This window comes from Niallia sp. FSL R7-0271, assembly GCF_038005785.1.
In the GTDB taxonomy this organism is placed as follows: domain Bacteria; phylum Bacillota; class Bacilli; order Bacillales; family Cytobacillaceae; genus Niallia.
The window spans coordinates 854,661-872,414 of record NZ_JBBOTZ010000001.1 but is presented as its reverse complement, the minus strand read 5'-3'; the positions used below and the strand labels follow the sequence as shown (position 1 = coordinate 872,414).

Genomic DNA, 17,754 nt, shown 5'->3' with positions numbered 1-17,754 from the left:
GATAATCAGTCTGTCATAATGAGAAAAGTGCTAACTTCTTAAGCAAGCGCTTACTTAGTTCTAGAAATAAAGATTTTCATAATTGTTATTATCCGCAAAAACTTTTTATACTCTATATTTAATTATATACATTTTTTAATTATAGTCAATTTTAATTTATAATAATTATTATTAACGTAAATTAAAAACAGGCTAACCTATTAAAGGCTAGCCTGGTTTATTATTATTGATATTTCTTAAAGATAATTGTTGCGTTATGTCCACCAAAGCCTAATGAGTTGCTCATTGCCACGTTAACTTCTTGTTTTCTATGCTTGTTTACTACATAGTCTAAATCACAATCAGCATCTGGTGTTTCATAGTTGATTGTTGGAGGAATTACGCTGTCTTTAATGGAAAGAATGCTGAAGATCGCTTCAACTCCGCCTGCAGCCCCTAACAAGTGTCCTGTCATTGATTTAGTTGAGCTGACTGGCAATTTATAAGCATAGTCTCCGAAGACTTCTTTAATAGCCATTGTCTCAAACTTATCGTTATATGCTGTGCTTGTTCCATGTGCATTCAAGTATGATACTTCTTCTGGCTGTAAGCCTGCATCATTGATTGCCATTTTCATCGCACGTGCACCGCCTTCTCCGCCAGGAGCTGGAGAAGTGATATGATATGCATCACCAGTTGAGCCGTAACCAACGATTTCTGCGTAGATTTTTGCTCCTCTTGCAAGTGCATACTCTAATTCTTCCAGCACTAGAATACCTGCACCCTCACCGATAACAAATCCGTCACGGTTTGCATCAAACGGTCTGCTCGCTGTTTTTGGGTCTGGGTTTGTGGAAAGTGCTGTGTTCGCACAGAAACCTGCAACTGACATTTTTGTAATTGGCGCTTCTGCTCCGCCTGTAATCATTGCATCAGCATCACCGCGCTGAATAACTTTGAAGGCATCGCCGATTGAGTTTGTTCCTGTTGCACAAGCAGTTACTGTACATGAGTTAACCCCTCTTGCACCAAGCGTGATAGAAACCTGTCCTGTTGCCATGTCTGGAATAAGCATTGGCACGAAGAACGGACTAACACGTTTATAGCCTCTCTTTTGGAAAATTTCGTATTGATTTTCGAATGTTTCCATACCGCCGATTCCTGAACCGATCCAAACACCAATGCGTGCTGAGTTTTCTTCGGTAATTTGCAAGTCTGCATCCTTCACAGCCATTAAAGAAGCAGCAAGAGCATATTGAGTAAAGCGATCCATCTTTCTTGCATCCTTCTTATCCATGAAATCTTCTGCGTTAAAGTCATTGATTTGTGCTGCTACTTTTGCAGGATATTCATCTGCATTTATTCTCGTAAGCGGCCCAATGCCAGAAACTCCATTCACGATATTTTCCCATGTTTTTTCAGCATCATTACCAACCGGCGTTACTGCACCAATACCTGTAACGACTACTCTTCTATTACTCATGATTGTAATCTCCTTTGATTTATTCATACACTCTAAGTGTTAAAATTTTTTAATTATCTGCCCCAGCGCAGAGCGATTGCGCCCCATGTCAAGCCGCCGCCGAAGCCTACCATAACGATGACGTCATCGTCCTTAAGCTTGCCTGCCTCATACTCTTCCACAAGTGAGATTGGAATCGAAGCTGCACTTGTATTTCCATACTTATGAACTGTTTTTGACATCTTCTCTTCAGGAAGATTCAAACGCTGTCTGGATGCTTCCATAATGCGAATATTCGCTTGATGCGGAATCAGCAAGTCAACATCCTCTTTAGAAAGGCCTGCTTTTACCAATACATTTTCACTGCTTTCACCCATTTGACGAACAGCAAATTTAAATACTTCTCTGCCGTTCATTTGGATAAAGTCTTCTTCATCTTGGAAAAGATGCTTACCGCCAGAGCCGTCTGCACCTAGCTCAAAGGAAAGAATTCCTCGTCCTTCTGAAACCTCTCCCAATACGACAGCTCCGCCGCCATCGCCAAAGAGCACAGCTGTATTGCGGTCATCCCAATTCGTGATTTTTGACAGCTTTTCCACACCAACAACAAGAACGTATTTATAAGCTCCATTATCGATGAACTGTTTAGCTGTAACCATTCCATACATAAAACCTGCGCATGCTGCACTTAAATCCATTGCTGCAGCTTTAATACAGCCAAGGCGTTCTTGAAGCATGCAGGCAACTGTCGGAAACGGCTGATCTGGTGTGACTGTTGCCACAACAATCATGTCAATATCCTCAGGGCTGATGTTAGCATTCTCAATTGCCTTTTTTGCAGCTTCATATGCTATGTCAGATGTATTTGTATTATCATCTGCAATTCTTCTCTCCTCAATGCCTGTACGTGTACGAATCCATTCATCATTCGTGTCCACCATTTTTTCCAAATCAAAATTTGTCAAGATTCTTTCAGGCAATGCACGGCCAAGGCCAATAATTCCTGTACTCAAAGCTGTCAGCTCCTTTAATATGTCCGATTATACTTTATTTGCTTGTAAATTGAAAAATGAAAGGCATTTTTCGACGCAATCGTATTCTATATATTATTATCAATTATTATGACTTGGTACTAATTTTATCAAATTTCTCATATAGTATGCAACTTTTTTTCACTTTATAAGCGCCTGTCTAAACAACTTCTTAAATTTATTCATAAGATAAACATAAAGAACTAATATTGCCTGGAATAAAGGGGGGAACTGCGTTGGATGAGGATATTCAAAATGCCGTCGATGAACAGGATGACAGCGTGAAAGCAGAGGAAGATTACTATTATGACTTCATGCTTGGCAGAAAGGTTTATCGTAAAAAACAGCATGATGATGCTTTATATGAAAGAAGGGAAAGAAGGGAAAGAACGAAAGGAGATTCCTGGATTTTAGGTCAGCATGGCAGACAGCGCGAGGAGGATTCGCAGCAACCAGAAGATAATAACAAAGTGATGAACTTTTTGGACGAAATAGATATGAACTTAGTTTTTAGTAATATTGAGCTATTTATGAGTTCTGCTAATGAGCTAAAGCCGCTGATTAACAAAGTTAAGCCAATGTTAAAAAAATGGATGGACTAACCTTTAGTGCAGCTCCTGCTGGAGAGAAAAAGCTTGCATCTCCTCCTCCACAAAGAGCAAAATGCAAGCTTTTTATCATTGGTTATTAGGAAATTTGCCTGTCTCTTTATATTGCTTCATTTCCTTATTGATTTTTTGGATAAATGCCGCATCAATATTAGGGCTGAACTTTCCTAATGTGATGACATTTTCCTTCATTCCGTAAGATATATCGCCTGATACGAGCTTGCCTTCGTTAAATTTGCCAGCAAGTATATCAAACATTTTTGATACATTTTGCACGGTGCTTGTTAAAACAGTCATTCTGCCAAGATCAGATTGTTCAGAAACATAACCAATTGCATAAAGGCCCTTCGCCTTTACTTGTTCGATGATATCGATATTAAATCCGTCACCTGCAGGATAAATAATATCAGCATCTTTGGCAATCGCCGAATCGAGCAGCTTCAGTGCCTGTTCACGATTATCCCACCCCTGTACAAAATCAGTCAGAACCTCCACATTTTTATTCTCATACTTAGCTCCGTCTATAAATCCTTGTATCTCAGGCTGCCAGTCAAAGGCTCCAATAACAGAGATTGTATTGGTCTTTGTCATATGGCCTGCGACCATTCCTCCGAAAAAGCCCATCGCATAGCCTTCAAACGAGGCGCTAGTTGTATTATCATTTTTAGCGCTGCCATTAAAGCTGATAAAATGGATGTCAGGATATTTTTCAGACAAAATATTAAAATAATCCGCAAACTCACTGCCATGCCCAAAGATGAGATTTACCCCTTTTTGATCGAATTCCTCGATCGCTCTTTCTGCAAGGGCAAGGGAATCGATATACTCCTTATAATAAACATCCACATTATAATGTGATTGTATATTTAACAGCCCCTTATATCCTTTCGTGCCCCAGACTTGGTCTGTAACCGTTCCAGTCACAAGCAATCCTACACTTTTCAATTGCCCCTTTTTTTCGGCTTGTCCGCAGGAGGCAAGAAAAAAGGTGCTCAGCAGGATGAAAAGGGACAGCATTAGCTTCATTTTTTTCATTTGAACGCCTTTCTTTCACGCAATTTTTCATATAAACTACTACACTACCACTTATACATCTTAATATGTCTTCTTTGCATTTCCAAGTTATCTGCAATATTGTTTTTATTATCAACTGTATACGACTGTAAGCAGGAAGGAATCTGATAGCGCGGAATTTTTACCGGAAACTCTTTTATTGCTTTTTTACCGTGCATCCAATGATTTTTGATGCCGCTCGTCAAGAAAAGACAGGCTGTGCTTGTTTCCATCATCAGCTTTTTCGTTGCAGCTGCTGCATCATCTATAAAAATAGCATCTTCCTTATACTCCAGCTCGCTTAATTCTATATCATTACAGTCTTCTAATAATTGAACAAATAAAAACTCTTTTGGCTGCCATGGTCCATACACGGTCGGATAATAGATAAACCTGAAAGGAATACCAATACTTTTCAGCATTGGAAAGAGTTCTTCTTCATGCCGAGTGAAATCCAGCACATTACCTAGAAAGATTAATTCATGCTTTCTATCTGTCAAATCCTGAATATTGCTTTCTATATGCAAATCATTTTTTATTTGGCTGATTATTTTATCGCTGTTTAGTATGTCATAACAATCATAAATAATCTTGCCGCTGTTTCCCTTAAATTTCTCTTCCCAGCCTATTTCTTCGTAATTGGCATTCCTTCCTATTTCTAGCTGCTTATCTTCGGAATCTTCCAGTTGCAGATTTGGATAAGATACTCCATAAACAGTTTCTCCATCTTCCAATAAAGAGCGGCAAAGGTGAAAGCCGATAAATTGGTATGTACCGACAATTACTGCATTCTCCATCTAAAGAAGCCTCCTTGAAGTCAGGTTAGTGTATCTTATGCAGAGATAAGAGCAATCATGATTATCATCAAAGGGCTGCTATCTTAGAATAAAAGAAGCTGAAACTAATCGCTTCAGCCTCTCTAACGTAAAAAAAGGGACAGCTAGAGGGTTTTTTCATACTGTCCAAAAAAGCGGATAATTTGCCCGGGGATTGCACTCCTTTTTTCTGGCAAAACATAGGATACGAAGATGGGCAGCTCTTCTTGATCCCATTTTCTAATTCTTTCCTTCAGCAGCTGGGATTGGTAATAGGATTTGCCGTTATGAAGTATATGGATGATTTTCGCAGGGGTGTCTGTCTCTTCTAGATGATTTTCTTTTATTTCTTTTATAAAGTCAGGGATAACTTTAGCATTTTTATCATAGGCAGCTGCTATTTCATTACAAAGCTTTTTAAAGAAAAATTTATGCTCCTTTTCTTTCTCAAGATGTTCACTTAAAGACAGAATAGGGTTGAACAAGACGACTGAACGGATATTTTCCTTCATTTCCATCATCAGCTTTATCGCAACCAATGCTCCCATTCCTTCTGCAATTAAATGTATTTTCGGGTTGAGGATTTCTGAGCGAATCATATGCTCATACAGTCTTTTAGCAAGCATTAATGATCTTTCGCTTCCCCAGTTCTTTCCATAGAGATTAGAATAAAAAATGGTGTATCCTTTATTTCGCAATGAATCAATAATTGATTTCTTCCCTTCATTCTGTACCCAAAAGCTATTCTTTGCATCTACAAAATGTCTGTCGTCACCAATAATTAAGATACCGAAACCGTTAGGCTGCTGTGTTGGATAATGTATCATATTCCATTCGGTATCCAGTTGGAAGTTCCGGTTCTCCATCTCTCAAAACTCCTTTTTAGGTTTTCCTTTTACTAATGTATGACCATTTCAGCAAAATGTAAGGGAGTTTGCCCAAGTATTTCATGTTTTAAGTATGACAGAAGCGATAAATGATTTTTTTATGTTATTTAAGAAAAAAAGGAGATTATATATGATTTATTATTTTGGCCCTGTATGATACTATTAGAACAGACCTTAAAAATAAGTGTGAGGTGATTGTATGCGGTATATCGTAACGATTTTTTGGACATTCCTATTAGCGCAAATGCTTACATATGTTATTAGTTCTATGAACGGAATAACTTACAGCTTCTCTATGGGAGTAGTGTTAACAGTTGTCTTTTCTGTTGTCATTTTCCTTTTGGCTGCTGTATTGCCAAATGATGAACCGAGTCATGAGGAAGGTTCGCATTAATCTCTAGCTTAATTATCGGGTGAAAGCAGCTGCTTTCACCCTTTTTTATTTTATTTTCTTGTAAGGAAGATGCCATCCTCTGCAGCGTCAATTTCAACGTGATCGTTTTCCTTGACCTTCTCTGCGATTATTTCTCTTGCCAATGCTGTTTCAACCGTTCTTTGCAGGAAACGTCTGAGCGGCCTTGCTCCAAATACAGGGTCGAAGCCATTTACTGCAATATATTCACCGGCACGGTCTGTCATGCTTATGCTGATATGCTGGTCAGAAAGTCTGCTTTGCAATTGACTGATAAGCTTTAAGACAATTTCTTTTATTTCCTTTAATGCCAATGGCTTAAATAAAATAATTTCATCAATCCGATTCAAGAATTCAGGGCGAAAATGTCCTTTTAATTGATTCATGACACCATCTCTGATGTGCTCAGGAATGGAATCGGAATCTTTGCCCTCGAGCAGAAGATGGGAGCCAATATTAGAGGTCATGATAATGACCGTATTCTTAAAATCAACTACCCTTCCTTGTGAATCGGTGATTCTTCCATCATCAAGCACTTGGAGCAGGATGTTGAAAACCTCTGGGTGGGCTTTTTCCACTTCATCCAGCAATACGACACTATAAGGCTTTCTTCTGATTGCCTCGGTTAGCTGTCCGCCTTCTTCGTATCCAACGTACCCTGGAGGTGCTCCAATTAAACGGGAAACAGCATGTTTTTCCATATATTCCGACATATCAATCCGAATGATTTGTTCTTCACTGTCAAACAAACTGGAGGCCAACGCTTTCGCTAGCTCGGTTTTGCCGACACCTGTCGGTCCTAGGAACAAAAACGAACCAATCGGCCTATTTGGATCTTTGATGCCTGCTCGTGCTCTTAATACAGCATCACTGACAAGCTTAACAGCCTCGGCTTGCCCTACCACTCTTTCATGCAGGATGCTTTCAAGACGAAGAAGCTTCTCTCTCTCCTTCTCCATAAGCTTAGTAACAGGAATTCCAGTCCATCTCGCTACAATTGCAGATATCTCCTGCTCTGTTACTTCTTCCCTAAGCAGCCTTTCTCCTTTTTTTGTGCTGGTCTTATTTTCAAGCTGCTCTAATTCTTTCTCTAATGCAGGGATGCTGCCGTGTCTGAGTTCGGCTGCTTTATTTAAGTCATAATTATTTTCTGCTTCTTCCAATTCTCTGCGTTTTCTTTCTAATTCTTCTTTTTTCGCCTGAACATTTAACAGACCTTCTTTTTCAAGCTGCCATTTAGCCTGAAGTGCATTTGCCTTTTCACGCAAATTGGAGACTTCCTTGTTTATCACAAGCAGCCTTTCCTTACTTAGCGGGTCTTCTTCCCCTTTTAAGGCAGCTTCTTCAATCTCTAGCTGCATGATTTTTCTTGTCAGCTCATCGATTTCAATTGGCATAGAATCTATCTCTGTCCTAATCATCGCACAAGCTTCATCTATTAAATCAATTGCTTTATCCGGAAGGAATCTGTCTGTTATATAGCGGTCTGATAAGGTTGCTGCAGCGATAATTGCTCTATCTTGAATAGAAACACCATGGTGTATTTCAAATCTTTCCTTCAGACCTCTAATAATAGATACTGTATCCTCTACCGTCGGCTCAGCAACTAAAACCTGCTGAAATCTTCGCTCTAATGCTGGATCTTTTTCGATATATTGTCGATGTTCATCTAAGGTTGTCGCCCCGATGCAATGAAGCTCACCTCTTGCAAGCATCGGCTTAAGCATGTTTCCCGCATCCATTGCTCCATCTGTTTTTCCTGCGCCGACAATTGTATGAAGCTCATCAATAAACAGTATGATTCTGCCTTCACTATTTTTCACTTCTTGCAGGACCGCTTTAAGCCGCTCCTCGAACTCTCCCCTGAATTTTGCTCCAGCGATAAGGGCACCCATATCTAACGAGAAAATAGTCTTATCTTTCAGTCCTTCAGGTACGTCCTTTCTGACAATTCGCTGAGCAAGACCCTCGACAATCGCCGTTTTGCCGACGCCAGGCTCTCCGATTAATACTGGATTATTCTTTGTTTTTCTCGATAAAATTCTAATAACATGCCTAATTTCATTATCTCTGCCAATGACAGGGTCCACTTTTCCTTCTTTCACATCTGCTACAAGATCCCTGCCGTATTTGGAAAGGGCCTCATAAGATGCTTCTGGGTTTTTACTAGTCACTCTTTGGCTCCCCCTTATATCTTTAATTTTTATTCTGACCTGTTGGCTGTTTATGCCGATTTTATCAAATAGACTGCGCACTGCCGAGTTTCCGACAGCAAAGACAGCGAGCAGTATATGCTCGACTGAAAGATAATCATCACTCCATTTTTCCTGCTCTTTTTCTGCTTCATGCAGGACTTGCTGTAGTGTATTGGTTATATAAATGGAACTAGACTGATTACCGCTAAGTGTAACCTTAGGCTTCTTATCAATTTCCTTCAAAAGCTCCTGCCGTACCAACTCTGTGTCTTTATCCAGTTTTTGCAATACAGAATCCAGCAAATTATCGGGACGCTCTAAAATTGCCAGAAATAGATGAATATCATCTATTTCTTGATGGTTCTGTTTAAGGGCGAATGCTTGGGCATCACTAAAAGCTTGTTGCACTCTTTCCGTCATCATCTCAGGATTCATAAAAAAGCACCTCTTTTGACCATATTTGACCTTTACTTTTATTATAGTATTTCTTCTCCATATGTAAAGCCATCCGAATGATCGGATGGCCATTTTTTATTCATTAAACCCAGCTTAGTTACGGCCTTCTTTGGTATGACCAAAGGCGGTTATGGTTCGATGTTTCTGGGAAACGATCTCCAGCTTTCAATTTCAGTTTTTGGGGATTATTGACATTACTTCCTGTTTCACCGATTTCTATATATACACCGTTATTCGGGGCTTTCTGCCCTGGTCGAAACTGTCTATTTTGTCCCATATAAACCCTCCTAAGCTTTAAAGATCCACAGTGTCTTCCATGAACTGCATTATTATTATTTCCCGTTTTTCCAAGCTAATAACGGAAATTATTAACTTCATTAACGCTAATTTATTATTAGTTTAGTGGAGATAATAAGCATAAAGAAAAAAGCCTATCGAAATAGGCTTTAGAAACTTAACTCAATAATTCAACAAGCAATGCTTTTTGGGCATGCATTCTGTTCCCTGCTTCTTGAAATACGTACGAGTTCGGTCCGTCAATGATTTCAGCTGTTACTTCCTCTTCCCTGTGTGCAGGCAGGCAGTGAAGGAACATGTAATCAGCTTTAGCATGTGCGACGAGCTCTTTATTAACTTGGAAACCTTGGAAATCCTTTAGTCTTTGTTCGTTTTCTTCTTCTTGACCCATGCTGGTCCAAACGTCTGCATAGATAGCATCTGCATCTTTCACTGCTTCCACTGGATCTTGGACAATGGAAACGGCGCTCCCGCTTATCTTTGCAAAGCTTTTTGCTAAAGCAACAATTTCCTCGTTCGGCTCATAATTTGCTGGTGTTGCTACAGCGATATCTATTCCAACTTTTGCGCAAGCAATCATGAGCGAATGTGCGACATTATTTCCATCGCCAATATAAGCTAGCTTCAGCCCTTGCAGAGTCCCCTTCACCTCAAGAATAGTCAGCAAATCAGCCAGCGCTTGGCATGGATGATGAAGATCTGTTAATCCATTAATGACAGGGATTGTAGCATGTTCTGCCAATTCTTCGACCGTTTCATGTGCAAATGTTCTAATCATAATCGCATCCACATATTGAGATAAAACCTTTGCCGTATCAGAAATAGGTTCTCCTCTTCCAATTTGCAAGTCGCGGGAGCTTAAGAAAAGGGCCTGCCCCCCGAGCTGAAACATTCCAGTTTCAAAGGAAACTCTTGTTCTTGTTGAGGACTTTTCAAAAATCATTCCCAGCGTTTTTCCTTTTAATGGTGTGATTATTTCTCCATTTAAATGTGCTTCTTTCAATTCCTTCGCTTTATTAACAAGCTCGACAATTGTCTCTGAAGAGTATTCAGCCAATGTGAGTAAGTCTTTGCCCTTCAAGTCTGTTAGTGACGTTAATATCATACGGTGCTCACACCCTTTTTCGATTTATTATGCCATTCATTAATAGATTGGACAGAAATAGAGTCTGCTTTAAAGGACTCAATGAATGCCTCTAAGCTTTCCTGTTGTGTAAATGTAATTAGACGATTTCTTGTTGCTGTTTCACGGAGAAGCTTGTCATCTGCTCCATTTTCTGGGTTATAAAACGCGACTGTTTGGTCTTCAGCCAACAGCGGTCCAGCTTCCTCTGCTGTTTTTACTGTTAATCCAACTGCCTCTGCCTTTTGCTTTATAGCAATGTCGAAGTTGTCAGATTTTATGATAATTTGTTTATTCTCGACTTTTTTCAATGTCGGATGGAATACCTTTTTCAAGCCTTCTGCTATTGAATCTGCAAGAGCAATTCCTTCCCCAGTAGATCTCATTTCCGGACCGACTTTGGAATCAAGTCCTTTGAGAGCATAATTTGAATAAACTGGGTATTTAATGCAGACAAAGTCGAGATCATTCTTGAAGGTTTTCTCTTCTTCTGACAAATTATATTTCCCGAGCAATATTTTTGTCGCAATTTGAACTAATGGGACACCTGTCACCTTGCTGACAATTGGAACGGTTCTGCTTGCACGTGGATTTACTTCTAATACATATACCTTCTCGCCATCAATAATATATTGAATGTTCATAAGACCTTTGTATTTTGTATTGCCGACAATCTTTTTCGCATATGTCAGCATTTTGTCTTGTACAGACTCTGTCAGAGTTTGGGCCGGTAGCATCGAAAGACTGTCACCAGAATGGACACCTGTCTTTTCGATATGCTCCATGATTGCTGGAACACATATGTTTTCTCCATCTGCTGCCAAATCCAATTCTGCTTCATACGCCTCTAGGAATTGATCAACAAGGACTGGATAAGGAATGTCTGTTTGCAGATAAGCATTCAAATCATCGTCATTATTGATTCTTTCCATCCCTTTTCCACCGATAACATAGGAAGGTCTAATGAGGACAGGGTAAGTCAATTTATTCACAGCAGTTAGCAAGCCTGCTTCGTCAAAGGCAATATCTCCTTCGATATGAGGAATGCTTTCTTCATCAAGCATTTGATAAAACAGATCTCTGTCTTCTAAAACATCAATTGTTTTGCTGTCTGTGCCGAGAATTTTCACACCGTATTCTTCTAATCCTTTTGCCACATTTATGGCAGTCTGTCCGCCAAGCTGAACGATTGCTTCTTTAATTCCCTCTGAATCTACGACATTCATAATATCTTCGATTGTCAGTGGTTCAAAATACAATCTGTCTGCTGTCGCAAAGTCTGTGCTCACCGTTTCTGGATTATTATTGATGATGATGGTTTCGATATTTTCCTGCTTTAAAGCAAATACACCATGAACAGAGCAGTAATCAAATTCAATCCCTTGACCGATGCGAATCGGACCGCTGCCGATAACAAGCACTTTACGCTTGCTGCTTTCTGTCTGCTCGTTCTCTCCATAATAAGTGGAATAGTAGTAGTTCGTTTTTGCTTCAAATTCTGCTGCACATGTATCAACCATTTTATACACAGGCAATATACCGAGAGCTTTGCGTTTGTTGCGCACATCCTGTTCTGTACACTGCCATGCTGCTGCAAGGAATGCATCGCTGAATCCTTTTTCTTTCCATAACTGCAATGCTTCTTCTCCTGCTTCTTCAAGAGAAGTGGACAGAATAGCCTTCTCCATCTTTACAAGCCCATGGAAAATCTGTAGGAAGAACAAATCGATTTTCGTTAAGTGATGGATTGCTTCCATCGTTTCTCCTCTGCGGAGCAATTCTAACAACACAAAAAATCTTTCATCTGTTTGATCTTTAGCCTTTGCATACAATTCATCTGTACTTGCAGCAGCTATTCCGGGAACAGTCAAATCATTCCCTTTAATTTCCAAAGATCGAATTGCTTTTAACAGCGCTCTTTCAATATTGCGGTCAATTCCCATTACTTCTCCAGTTGCCTTCATCTGTGTTCCCAGCTTTCTAGTAACACTTGGGAACTTATCAAATGGCCATTTTGGAAATTTAACAACTGCATAATCAAGAGCTGGTTCAAAGCTCGCAAACGTATCTCCTGTAACTGGGTTCACGATTTCATTAAGTGTATAACCAACCGCCAATTTCGCTGCCATTCTGGCAATCGGGTACCCTGTCGCCTTTGAAGCAAGTGCTGACGATCTGCTGACCCGTGGATTGACTTCGATCAAATAATATTTCTTGCTGTTCGGATCAAGAGCAAACTGAATATTGCAGCCGCCGATAATTCCTAAGGCAGAAATAATTTTAATAGAAGCAGAGCGAAGCATTTGGTATTCTACATCCGTCAATGTCTGTGAAGGGGCAACAACGATACTGTCACCTGTATGGATACCGACTGGGTCAATATTTTCCATATTACAAATCGTGATACATGTATTCATGCTGTCACGCATTACCTCATATTCGACTTCCTTAAAGCCAGCAATGCTTCTTTCCACTAGACATTGGCCGATGGCACTTTCTTTAAGACCGCCGCTGACAAGTCTTTTAAACTCCTCCATATCGTCAGCAATTCCGCCGCCTGTTCCTCCTAAAGTGTAAGCAGGGCGTACGATAATGGGGAATCCAATTTCTTCCGCAAACTCAATTGCTTCTTCTACTAAATGAACGATTTTGCTTTCTGGAACTGGTTCATTCAATTCATACATGAGCTGGCGGAATGCTTCACGATCCTCTCCCTTTTTAATGGATTCGATCGAGCTTCCTAACAGCTTAACATCGTATTTTTCAAGGATTCCTTGTTCACTTAATTGGAAGGCAAGATTTAAACCTGTTTGCCCGCCTAATGTTGCAAGCAAGCCATCAGGCTGTTCCTTTGCAATAATCATTTCCAATACATCTGGAGTAAGCGGTTCGAAATAAATCGAATCTGCAAAGGTTTGATCTGTCATGATGGTCGCTGGATTATTATTGACAAGGATGACCTGGTAGCCCTCCTCCTTTAATGCCATGCATGCTTGTGTGCCAGCATAATCAAACTCTGCCGCTTGCCCAATAACAATAGGGCCTGAACCAATTACTAATATTTTTTTAATACTGTTGTCTTTAGGCATATGCAAAAACTCTCCCATTGTTTGCTTTAACATTTTCTATAAATTCATCAAATATATAATGGCCCTCTGAAGGTCCAGGATTTGCTTCCGGATGGAACTGCACTGTCTGCAAAGGATACACATTATGTGTCATACCTTCGACAGAATTATCATGCAAGTTAAAGAATCTTGCCTCACAGCCAGTGTTTGCTAGACTGCCTTCTTCCACCACATAGCTGTGGTTTTGTGAGGACATAATCACTTTGTTATTTCGCTTATCATAAACAGGATGATTTGCCCCTCTGTGTCCGAATGACAGCTTTGTTGTGTCACCGCCAAGAGCTAATGCTGCCAGCTGGTGACCAAGGCAAATTCCTAATGTAGGATAAGCTTGAATTAACTGTTTTATAGTCGGCAATACACTCGTTAGCTCTTTGGGATCTCCAGGTCCGTTTGACAACAAAATTCCATCTGGCTGCAGTTTCTTAACTGCTTCAAATGCTGTGTCATAAGGTACGACGGTTACCTTACAGCCTCTCTCCACAAGGGCATCGAGCATGCTTTCCTTTTTGCCGAAATCGACCAGCACGATATGGTAGTCGCCTTCGCTGTATGTTTGCTGTGCCTTTTCTGACACTTTCGGTACCTTCGAATCCTTTATTAATGAGAAGCCTGCTTTATCAACTTCCCCGTTTCCTGAAAGAATGGCAGGCATGGAGCCTTCCGTACGGATGTTCTTCACGATTGATCTTGTATCAACATGGCTCAGCAAAGGAATATCCCATTTTTCCAAATATTCAGCAAGTGAATGTTGTGACTGATAATGATAAGCCTGCTTGTTTGCTTCATAAACGATTACACCTTTAACATGCGGCTTTTTACTCTCAAAATCTTCTTTGTTAATGCCATAGTTTCCTATAAGCGGATACGTAAAGACGATGATTTGATCTTTATAAGAAGGATCTGTTAAAACCTCCTGATATCCTGTCATTCCTGTAAAGAAGACGATTTCTCCACAAATTTCTTCCATTGCGTTTGTAACGAATTTTCCTTTATATTTCGCTCCATTGCTTAAATGCAAGTATCCTTCCATCTTTAGCACACCTCTATAAGTCTTGTATATTTATTTTAAATTTCTTATAATTATACATCACACTGCAAAAAAATACATCTTAAATTGCAATATTGCTGTAAATTTTTAGTTTGCTTGCTAATATTTCTACTGCTTCCTTTAACTGTTCTGTAGTTATATTCAAGCTTGGTAAAAGTCGTATTACCTTTTCTCCTGCATTCAGAACAATCAAGCCCGATTCTCTTAAGTCACTAAGCACATTGGCTACAGGTACTTCAAGTTCAATTCCTATCATCAAACCTAATCCGCGGATATCCTTTACCGCTGTATTTTCCTTCAGATTTTCTGTTAACAGGCTAATAAGAAATTCGCTTTTTTGCTCTACTTCTTGCAGAAAGCTTTCTTCAAAAATAATCTCCATTGTTTTTGTCGCTGCTGCCATTGCCAGAGGATTGCCTCCAAATGTAGTGCCATGACTTCCAGGTCCAAAAAATTCTACTAATTCTTGTTTCGCTGCAATTGCTCCGACTGGAAGGCCATTTGCTAACCCTTTAGCCGATGTGATGATATCGGGATTTAAGGAAAAATGCTGAAATGCAAATGGTTTTCCTGTTCTGCCGATTCCTGTTTGAATCTCATCTATGATTAACAATGCACCTTTGCTTTTTGCTAGCGCTTCTGCTTCTTGCAGAAATTCTTGACTAGCTACATGAATGCCGCCTTCACCTTGAACAATCTCAAGCATGACTGCCGCAACTTCATCTGTCAGCACAGCTTTTAATGCATCTATATCGTTAAATGGCACATATACGAACGTTTCAAGCATTGGACCAAAGCCATGCTTAATTTTCTCTTGCCCTGTTGCCGACATTGCTGCAAAGGTTCTGCCGTGGAAGGACTGCTCAAATGTGATAATTTTTGTTTTGCCGGTAGCTTTTCTTGCAAGCTTGATTGCTGCTTCATTTGCTTCTGCACCACTGTTGGCAAAGAATACTGCATCCATTGAACTTGCTTTCGCCAATGCTTCGGCTGCTTTTTCCTGTATTTCTACCGGGAAAAGATTAGAAACATGCCAGAATTTTTCCAGTTGTGCTTCAACTGCTGCCTTTACCTCTTCATGGCAATGGCCGAGATTGCAAACACCGATACCTGCAGTAAGATCCAAATATTTCTTACCTTCTGTACTGTACATATAGCTTCCTTTAGCTGATGCTGGCTCAATTTCCCATTTAGAATAAGTAGGAAATAAATGACTCATTTACATAACCTCCGCTTTCGCTACAATTTTTGTTCCGTTCCATCTCTCATCTGCATAAAATTCTTTTTTTCCTGATACGATCATGGCACTGTTTAAGCCACTGTCAATAGCAGCTAACGCGGAAGTAACTTTCGGGACCATACCTCCTGTAATCTGCCCTTGTTCAATATACTGCAGCACTTCTTCTTTTCCTATTAAACTGGCAATATCTCCATCAATGATAATGCCGTCTACGTCTGTTACAAAAAGACATTGCTCAACCTTTAAGCTTTTAGCAACAGCTGAAGCAGCATAATCTGCATTAATGTTCAGCTTAATGCCTTCTGCTGTAATTCCAAGGGGAGTCACAACTGGAATATAGCCTTCTTCTAACAGTCTTAAGATTAGCTTATTGTTTACTTCCTCCACATTGCCAACAAACCCAAGATTTTCTTCATCGATAATACTTGCTGTAAGACAGTTGTCATCCGTTCCGTTTAAGCCGACTGCATAAAGATTATTCTTCCTTAATAAATCGACCAGTTTCCTGTTGGTTTTTCCAGAAAGGACCATCTCCACAACTGCAAGGGCCTCTTTTGTTGTTTTTCGCAGCCCATTATGAAATTCGGCTTTTACAGATAATAAATCAAGCATTTCATTGATGTCAGGGCCGCCGCCGTGGACAAATATAATGTGAAAGCCATCTTGTTGCAGTTTTTTTATGCTGGTGAAGAATCCTTCGGAAAGCTGATCAATGACGCTTCCTCCACATTTAATAAGTATTGTCTTCATCACGTGCACACTCCTATGTTCGATAGCTTGCATTGATTTTGACATAATCATAGGACAGGTCGCATCCCCATGCTGTTCCTTGTTTGTCGCCATTATGCAAATCAACATGAACTTGAATATAGTCCTTGCTCAAATAGTCAATTGCTTCTTCTTCCGAAAAGCTTTGCGGCTCACTGTTCTTCAGCATAGTAATCGGTCCGATTGCAATATCTACAGAAGCTGGGTTTACATCCGTTTTCGTTTGGCCGATAGCTGTAATGATTCTGCCCCAGTTTGCATCAGATCCATACATCGCTGTTTTCACGAGGTTGGAACCGACAATCTGTTTAGAAATAACTCTTGCTTCTTCCTCTGTCTTACAGCCCTTCACATTTACTTCGATTAATTTCGTAGCACCCTCGCCATCTTTGGCAATTTGCTTTGCAAGACTTTCACATGAAGCAGATAACAAGTCAACAAATACAGGATAATCAGGGTGGTCTAAAGTAAGCTCTTCATTTTTTGCACATCCGTTTGCCATTACAAGCACTGTATCGTTTGTGGATGTATCTCCATCAACAGTGATTTGATTAAAGGATGTTGGAATCACTGTACTTAATGCTGTCTGCAGCACATCTGAAGATATATTCGCATCTGTTGTCAGGAAGCCAAGCATTGTCGCCATATTAGGATGAATCATGCCAGATCCTTTGGCAGCTCCGCCGATAGTAACTGTCTTGCCACCAATTTCAGCTGTAAAGCAGCATTTTTTCATGACTAAATCTGTTGTTAAAATAGCCTCTTGGAAACTGTCTGCATCCTCTTGTGTATTTCCAAAGATAAGCTGACTGATTCCTGCTTCGATTTTATCCATCTTCAAGTATTCGCCTATAACACCCGTTGAGGAAACAGCTACATACTCTTGTTTTGTTCCGAGATGATTTGCCAGCAATTCGCGCATTTTATAAGCATCAATTAAGCCTTTTTCACCAGTACAGGCATTTGCACAGGCGCTGTTAACAACAACTGCTTGAATGAGCTTTTCTGATTTAATAGACTCCTGTGTCACCTTTAGCGGCGCTGCTTGGAAATGACTCATTGTGTAAACTGCTGCACAGCTTGCAGGTACTTCGCTCACAATCGCTCCCAAATCTTTTTTATTGTAACGCAGCCCAGCGTGCAAACCTGCCGCTTTAAAACCAGCTGGTGTGACAATGCTGCCATTCACTAGTTCTTTTATTTGAGAGGTTTGCTCTCCATTTGATACAACCTGCATAAATACTCCTCC

The 17,754-nt window shown here is 40.0% G+C and carries 15 protein-coding genes; 2 read left to right on the top strand and 13 right to left on the bottom strand.

Translation table 11 applies throughout. The features are described from left to right. Positions 1-223: 223 nt before the first annotated feature. Both fabF and MKX82_RS04590 read right to left on the bottom strand, forming a co-directional pair. On the bottom strand, positions 224-1,462 hold the full coding sequence (gene fabF / locus MKX82_RS04595) for a beta-ketoacyl-ACP synthase II (protein ID WP_233316708.1): 1,239 nt from the start codon (positions 1,460-1,462) through the stop codon (positions 224-226). A 53-nt stretch (positions 1,463-1,515) separates the two neighbouring features. Beyond that, a complete protein-coding gene (locus tag MKX82_RS04590; RefSeq protein ID WP_341075290.1) occupies positions 1,516-2,454 on the bottom strand; it encodes a beta-ketoacyl-ACP synthase III in 939 nt (312 codons plus the stop codon). Positions 2,455-2,708: 254 nt separating this feature from the next. Between MKX82_RS04590 and MKX82_RS04585 the strand changes: the two genes are divergently transcribed. Then, a complete protein-coding gene (locus MKX82_RS04585) occupies positions 2,709-3,074 on the top strand; it encodes a hypothetical protein (RefSeq protein WP_233316706.1) in 366 nt (121 codons plus the stop codon). A gap of 75 nt (positions 3,075-3,149) precedes the next feature. On the opposite strand, the gene MKX82_RS04580 is transcribed toward MKX82_RS04585, so the two are convergent. The 3 genes from MKX82_RS04580 to MKX82_RS04570 all read right to left on the bottom strand — a co-directional run bounded on the left by MKX82_RS04580 (position 3,150) and on the right by MKX82_RS04570 (position 5,814). Continuing rightward, positions 3,150-4,115 carry a BMP family ABC transporter substrate-binding protein gene (locus MKX82_RS04580; RefSeq protein WP_237940941.1) on the bottom strand — a complete coding sequence of 322 codons (966 nt, stop codon included), beginning with the start codon at positions 4,113-4,115 and terminating at the stop codon, positions 3,150-3,152. A gap of 44 nt (positions 4,116-4,159) precedes the next feature. Further along, positions 4,160-4,930: a hypothetical protein gene (locus MKX82_RS04575; RefSeq protein ID WP_237940939.1), complete on the bottom strand. Its 771-nt coding sequence runs from the start codon at positions 4,928-4,930 to the stop codon at positions 4,160-4,162. 143 nt (positions 4,931-5,073) lie between these two features. Next, positions 5,074-5,814: a hydrolase gene (locus MKX82_RS04570; protein WP_233316703.1), complete on the bottom strand. Its 741-nt coding sequence runs from the start codon at positions 5,812-5,814 to the stop codon at positions 5,074-5,076. 220 nt (positions 5,815-6,034) lie between these two features. Here MKX82_RS04570 and MKX82_RS04565 point away from each other — a divergent pair, with 220 nt between their 5' ends. Then, positions 6,035-6,229 carry a YjzD family protein gene (locus MKX82_RS04565; RefSeq protein WP_233316702.1) on the top strand — a complete coding sequence of 65 codons (195 nt, stop codon included), beginning with the start codon at positions 6,035-6,037 and terminating at the stop codon, positions 6,227-6,229. Positions 6,230-6,279: 50 nt separating this feature from the next. On the opposite strand, the gene clpB is transcribed toward MKX82_RS04565, so the two are convergent. The 8 genes from clpB to argJ all read right to left on the bottom strand — a co-directional run bounded on the left by clpB (position 6,280) and on the right by argJ (position 17,742). Further along, a complete protein-coding gene (gene clpB / locus MKX82_RS04560) occupies positions 6,280-8,877 on the bottom strand; it encodes an ATP-dependent chaperone ClpB (RefSeq protein WP_233316701.1) in 2,598 nt (865 codons plus the stop codon). A gap of 118 nt (positions 8,878-8,995) precedes the next feature. Then, positions 8,996-9,175: a YjzC family protein gene (locus tag MKX82_RS04555; RefSeq protein WP_127735956.1), complete on the bottom strand. Its 180-nt coding sequence runs from the start codon at positions 9,173-9,175 to the stop codon at positions 8,996-8,998. 177 nt (positions 9,176-9,352) lie between these two features. Beyond that, positions 9,353-10,300 (bottom strand): ornithine carbamoyltransferase, encoded by a 948-nt coding sequence (argF, locus tag MKX82_RS04550; protein ID WP_341075282.1) that lies wholly within the window; start codon positions 10,298-10,300, stop codon positions 9,353-9,355. Beyond that, the gene (locus MKX82_RS04545; protein WP_233316699.1) at positions 10,297-13,407 is read right to left on the bottom strand and encodes a carbamoyl phosphate synthase large subunit; all 3,111 of its coding nucleotides are present in this window, start codon (positions 13,405-13,407) and stop codon (positions 10,297-10,299) included. The genes argF and MKX82_RS04545 overlap by 4 nt, the downstream gene beginning before the upstream one ends. Beyond that, positions 13,400-14,479, bottom strand: a complete 1,080-nt coding sequence (locus MKX82_RS04540) for a carbamoyl phosphate synthase small subunit (RefSeq protein ID WP_233316698.1) — start codon at positions 14,477-14,479, stop codon at positions 13,400-13,402. Before MKX82_RS04540 ends, MKX82_RS04545 begins: the two co-directional genes overlap by 8 nt. A gap of 79 nt (positions 14,480-14,558) precedes the next feature. Next, complete coding sequence (locus MKX82_RS04535) at positions 14,559-15,716, bottom strand: acetylornithine transaminase (RefSeq protein WP_233316697.1); 1,158 nt, start codon at positions 15,714-15,716, stop codon at positions 14,559-14,561. Further along, complete coding sequence (gene argB, locus MKX82_RS04530; RefSeq protein ID WP_233316696.1) at positions 15,717-16,487, bottom strand: acetylglutamate kinase; 771 nt, start codon at positions 16,485-16,487, stop codon at positions 15,717-15,719. It lies immediately after the preceding gene. Positions 16,488-16,500: 13 nt separating this feature from the next. Beyond that, the gene (gene argJ, locus MKX82_RS04525) at positions 16,501-17,742 is read right to left on the bottom strand and encodes a bifunctional ornithine acetyltransferase/N-acetylglutamate synthase (protein WP_237940931.1); all 1,242 of its coding nucleotides are present in this window, start codon (positions 17,740-17,742) and stop codon (positions 16,501-16,503) included. Between the last annotated feature and the right edge of the window lie 12 nt (positions 17,743-17,754).

Excerpts from the sequence above, each read along its gene's own strand:
- fabF (WP_233316708.1), bottom strand. The coding sequence starts at position 1,462 with ATGAGTAATAGAAGAGTAGTCGTTACAGGTATTGGTGCAGTAACGCCG.
- MKX82_RS04580 (WP_237940941.1), bottom strand. The coding sequence starts at position 4,115 with ATGAAAAAAATGAAGCTAATGCTGTCCCTTTTCATCCTGCTGAGCACC.
- MKX82_RS04575 (WP_237940939.1), bottom strand. The coding sequence starts at position 4,930 with ATGGAGAATGCAGTAATTGTCGGTACATACCAATTTATCGGCTTTCAC.
- MKX82_RS04570 (WP_233316703.1), bottom strand. The coding sequence starts at position 5,814 with ATGGAGAACCGGAACTTCCAACTGGATACCGAATGGAATATGATACAT.
- MKX82_RS04565 (WP_233316702.1), top strand. The coding sequence starts at position 6,035 with ATGCGGTATATCGTAACGATTTTTTGGACATTCCTATTAGCGCAAATG.
- clpB (WP_233316701.1), bottom strand. The coding sequence starts at position 8,877 with ATGAATCCTGAGATGATGACGGAAAGAGTGCAACAAGCTTTTAGTGAT.
- MKX82_RS04555 (WP_127735956.1), bottom strand. The coding sequence starts at position 9,175 with ATGGGACAAAATAGACAGTTTCGACCAGGGCAGAAAGCCCCGAATAAC.
- argF (WP_341075282.1), bottom strand. The coding sequence starts at position 10,300 with ATGATATTAACGTCACTAACAGACTTGAAGGGCAAAGACTTACTCACA.
- MKX82_RS04545 (WP_233316699.1), bottom strand. The coding sequence starts at position 13,407 with ATGCCTAAAGACAACAGTATTAAAAAAATATTAGTAATTGGTTCAGGC.
- MKX82_RS04540 (WP_233316698.1), bottom strand. The coding sequence starts at position 14,479 with ATGGAAGGATACTTGCATTTAAGCAATGGAGCGAAATATAAAGGAAAA.
- MKX82_RS04535 (WP_233316697.1), bottom strand. The coding sequence starts at position 15,716 with ATGAGTCATTTATTTCCTACTTATTCTAAATGGGAAATTGAGCCAGCA.
- argB (WP_233316696.1), bottom strand. The coding sequence starts at position 16,487 with ATGAAGACAATACTTATTAAATGTGGAGGAAGCGTCATTGATCAGCTT.
- argJ (WP_237940931.1), bottom strand. The coding sequence starts at position 17,742 with ATGCAGGTTGTATCAAATGGAGAGCAAACCTCTCAAATAAAAGAACTA.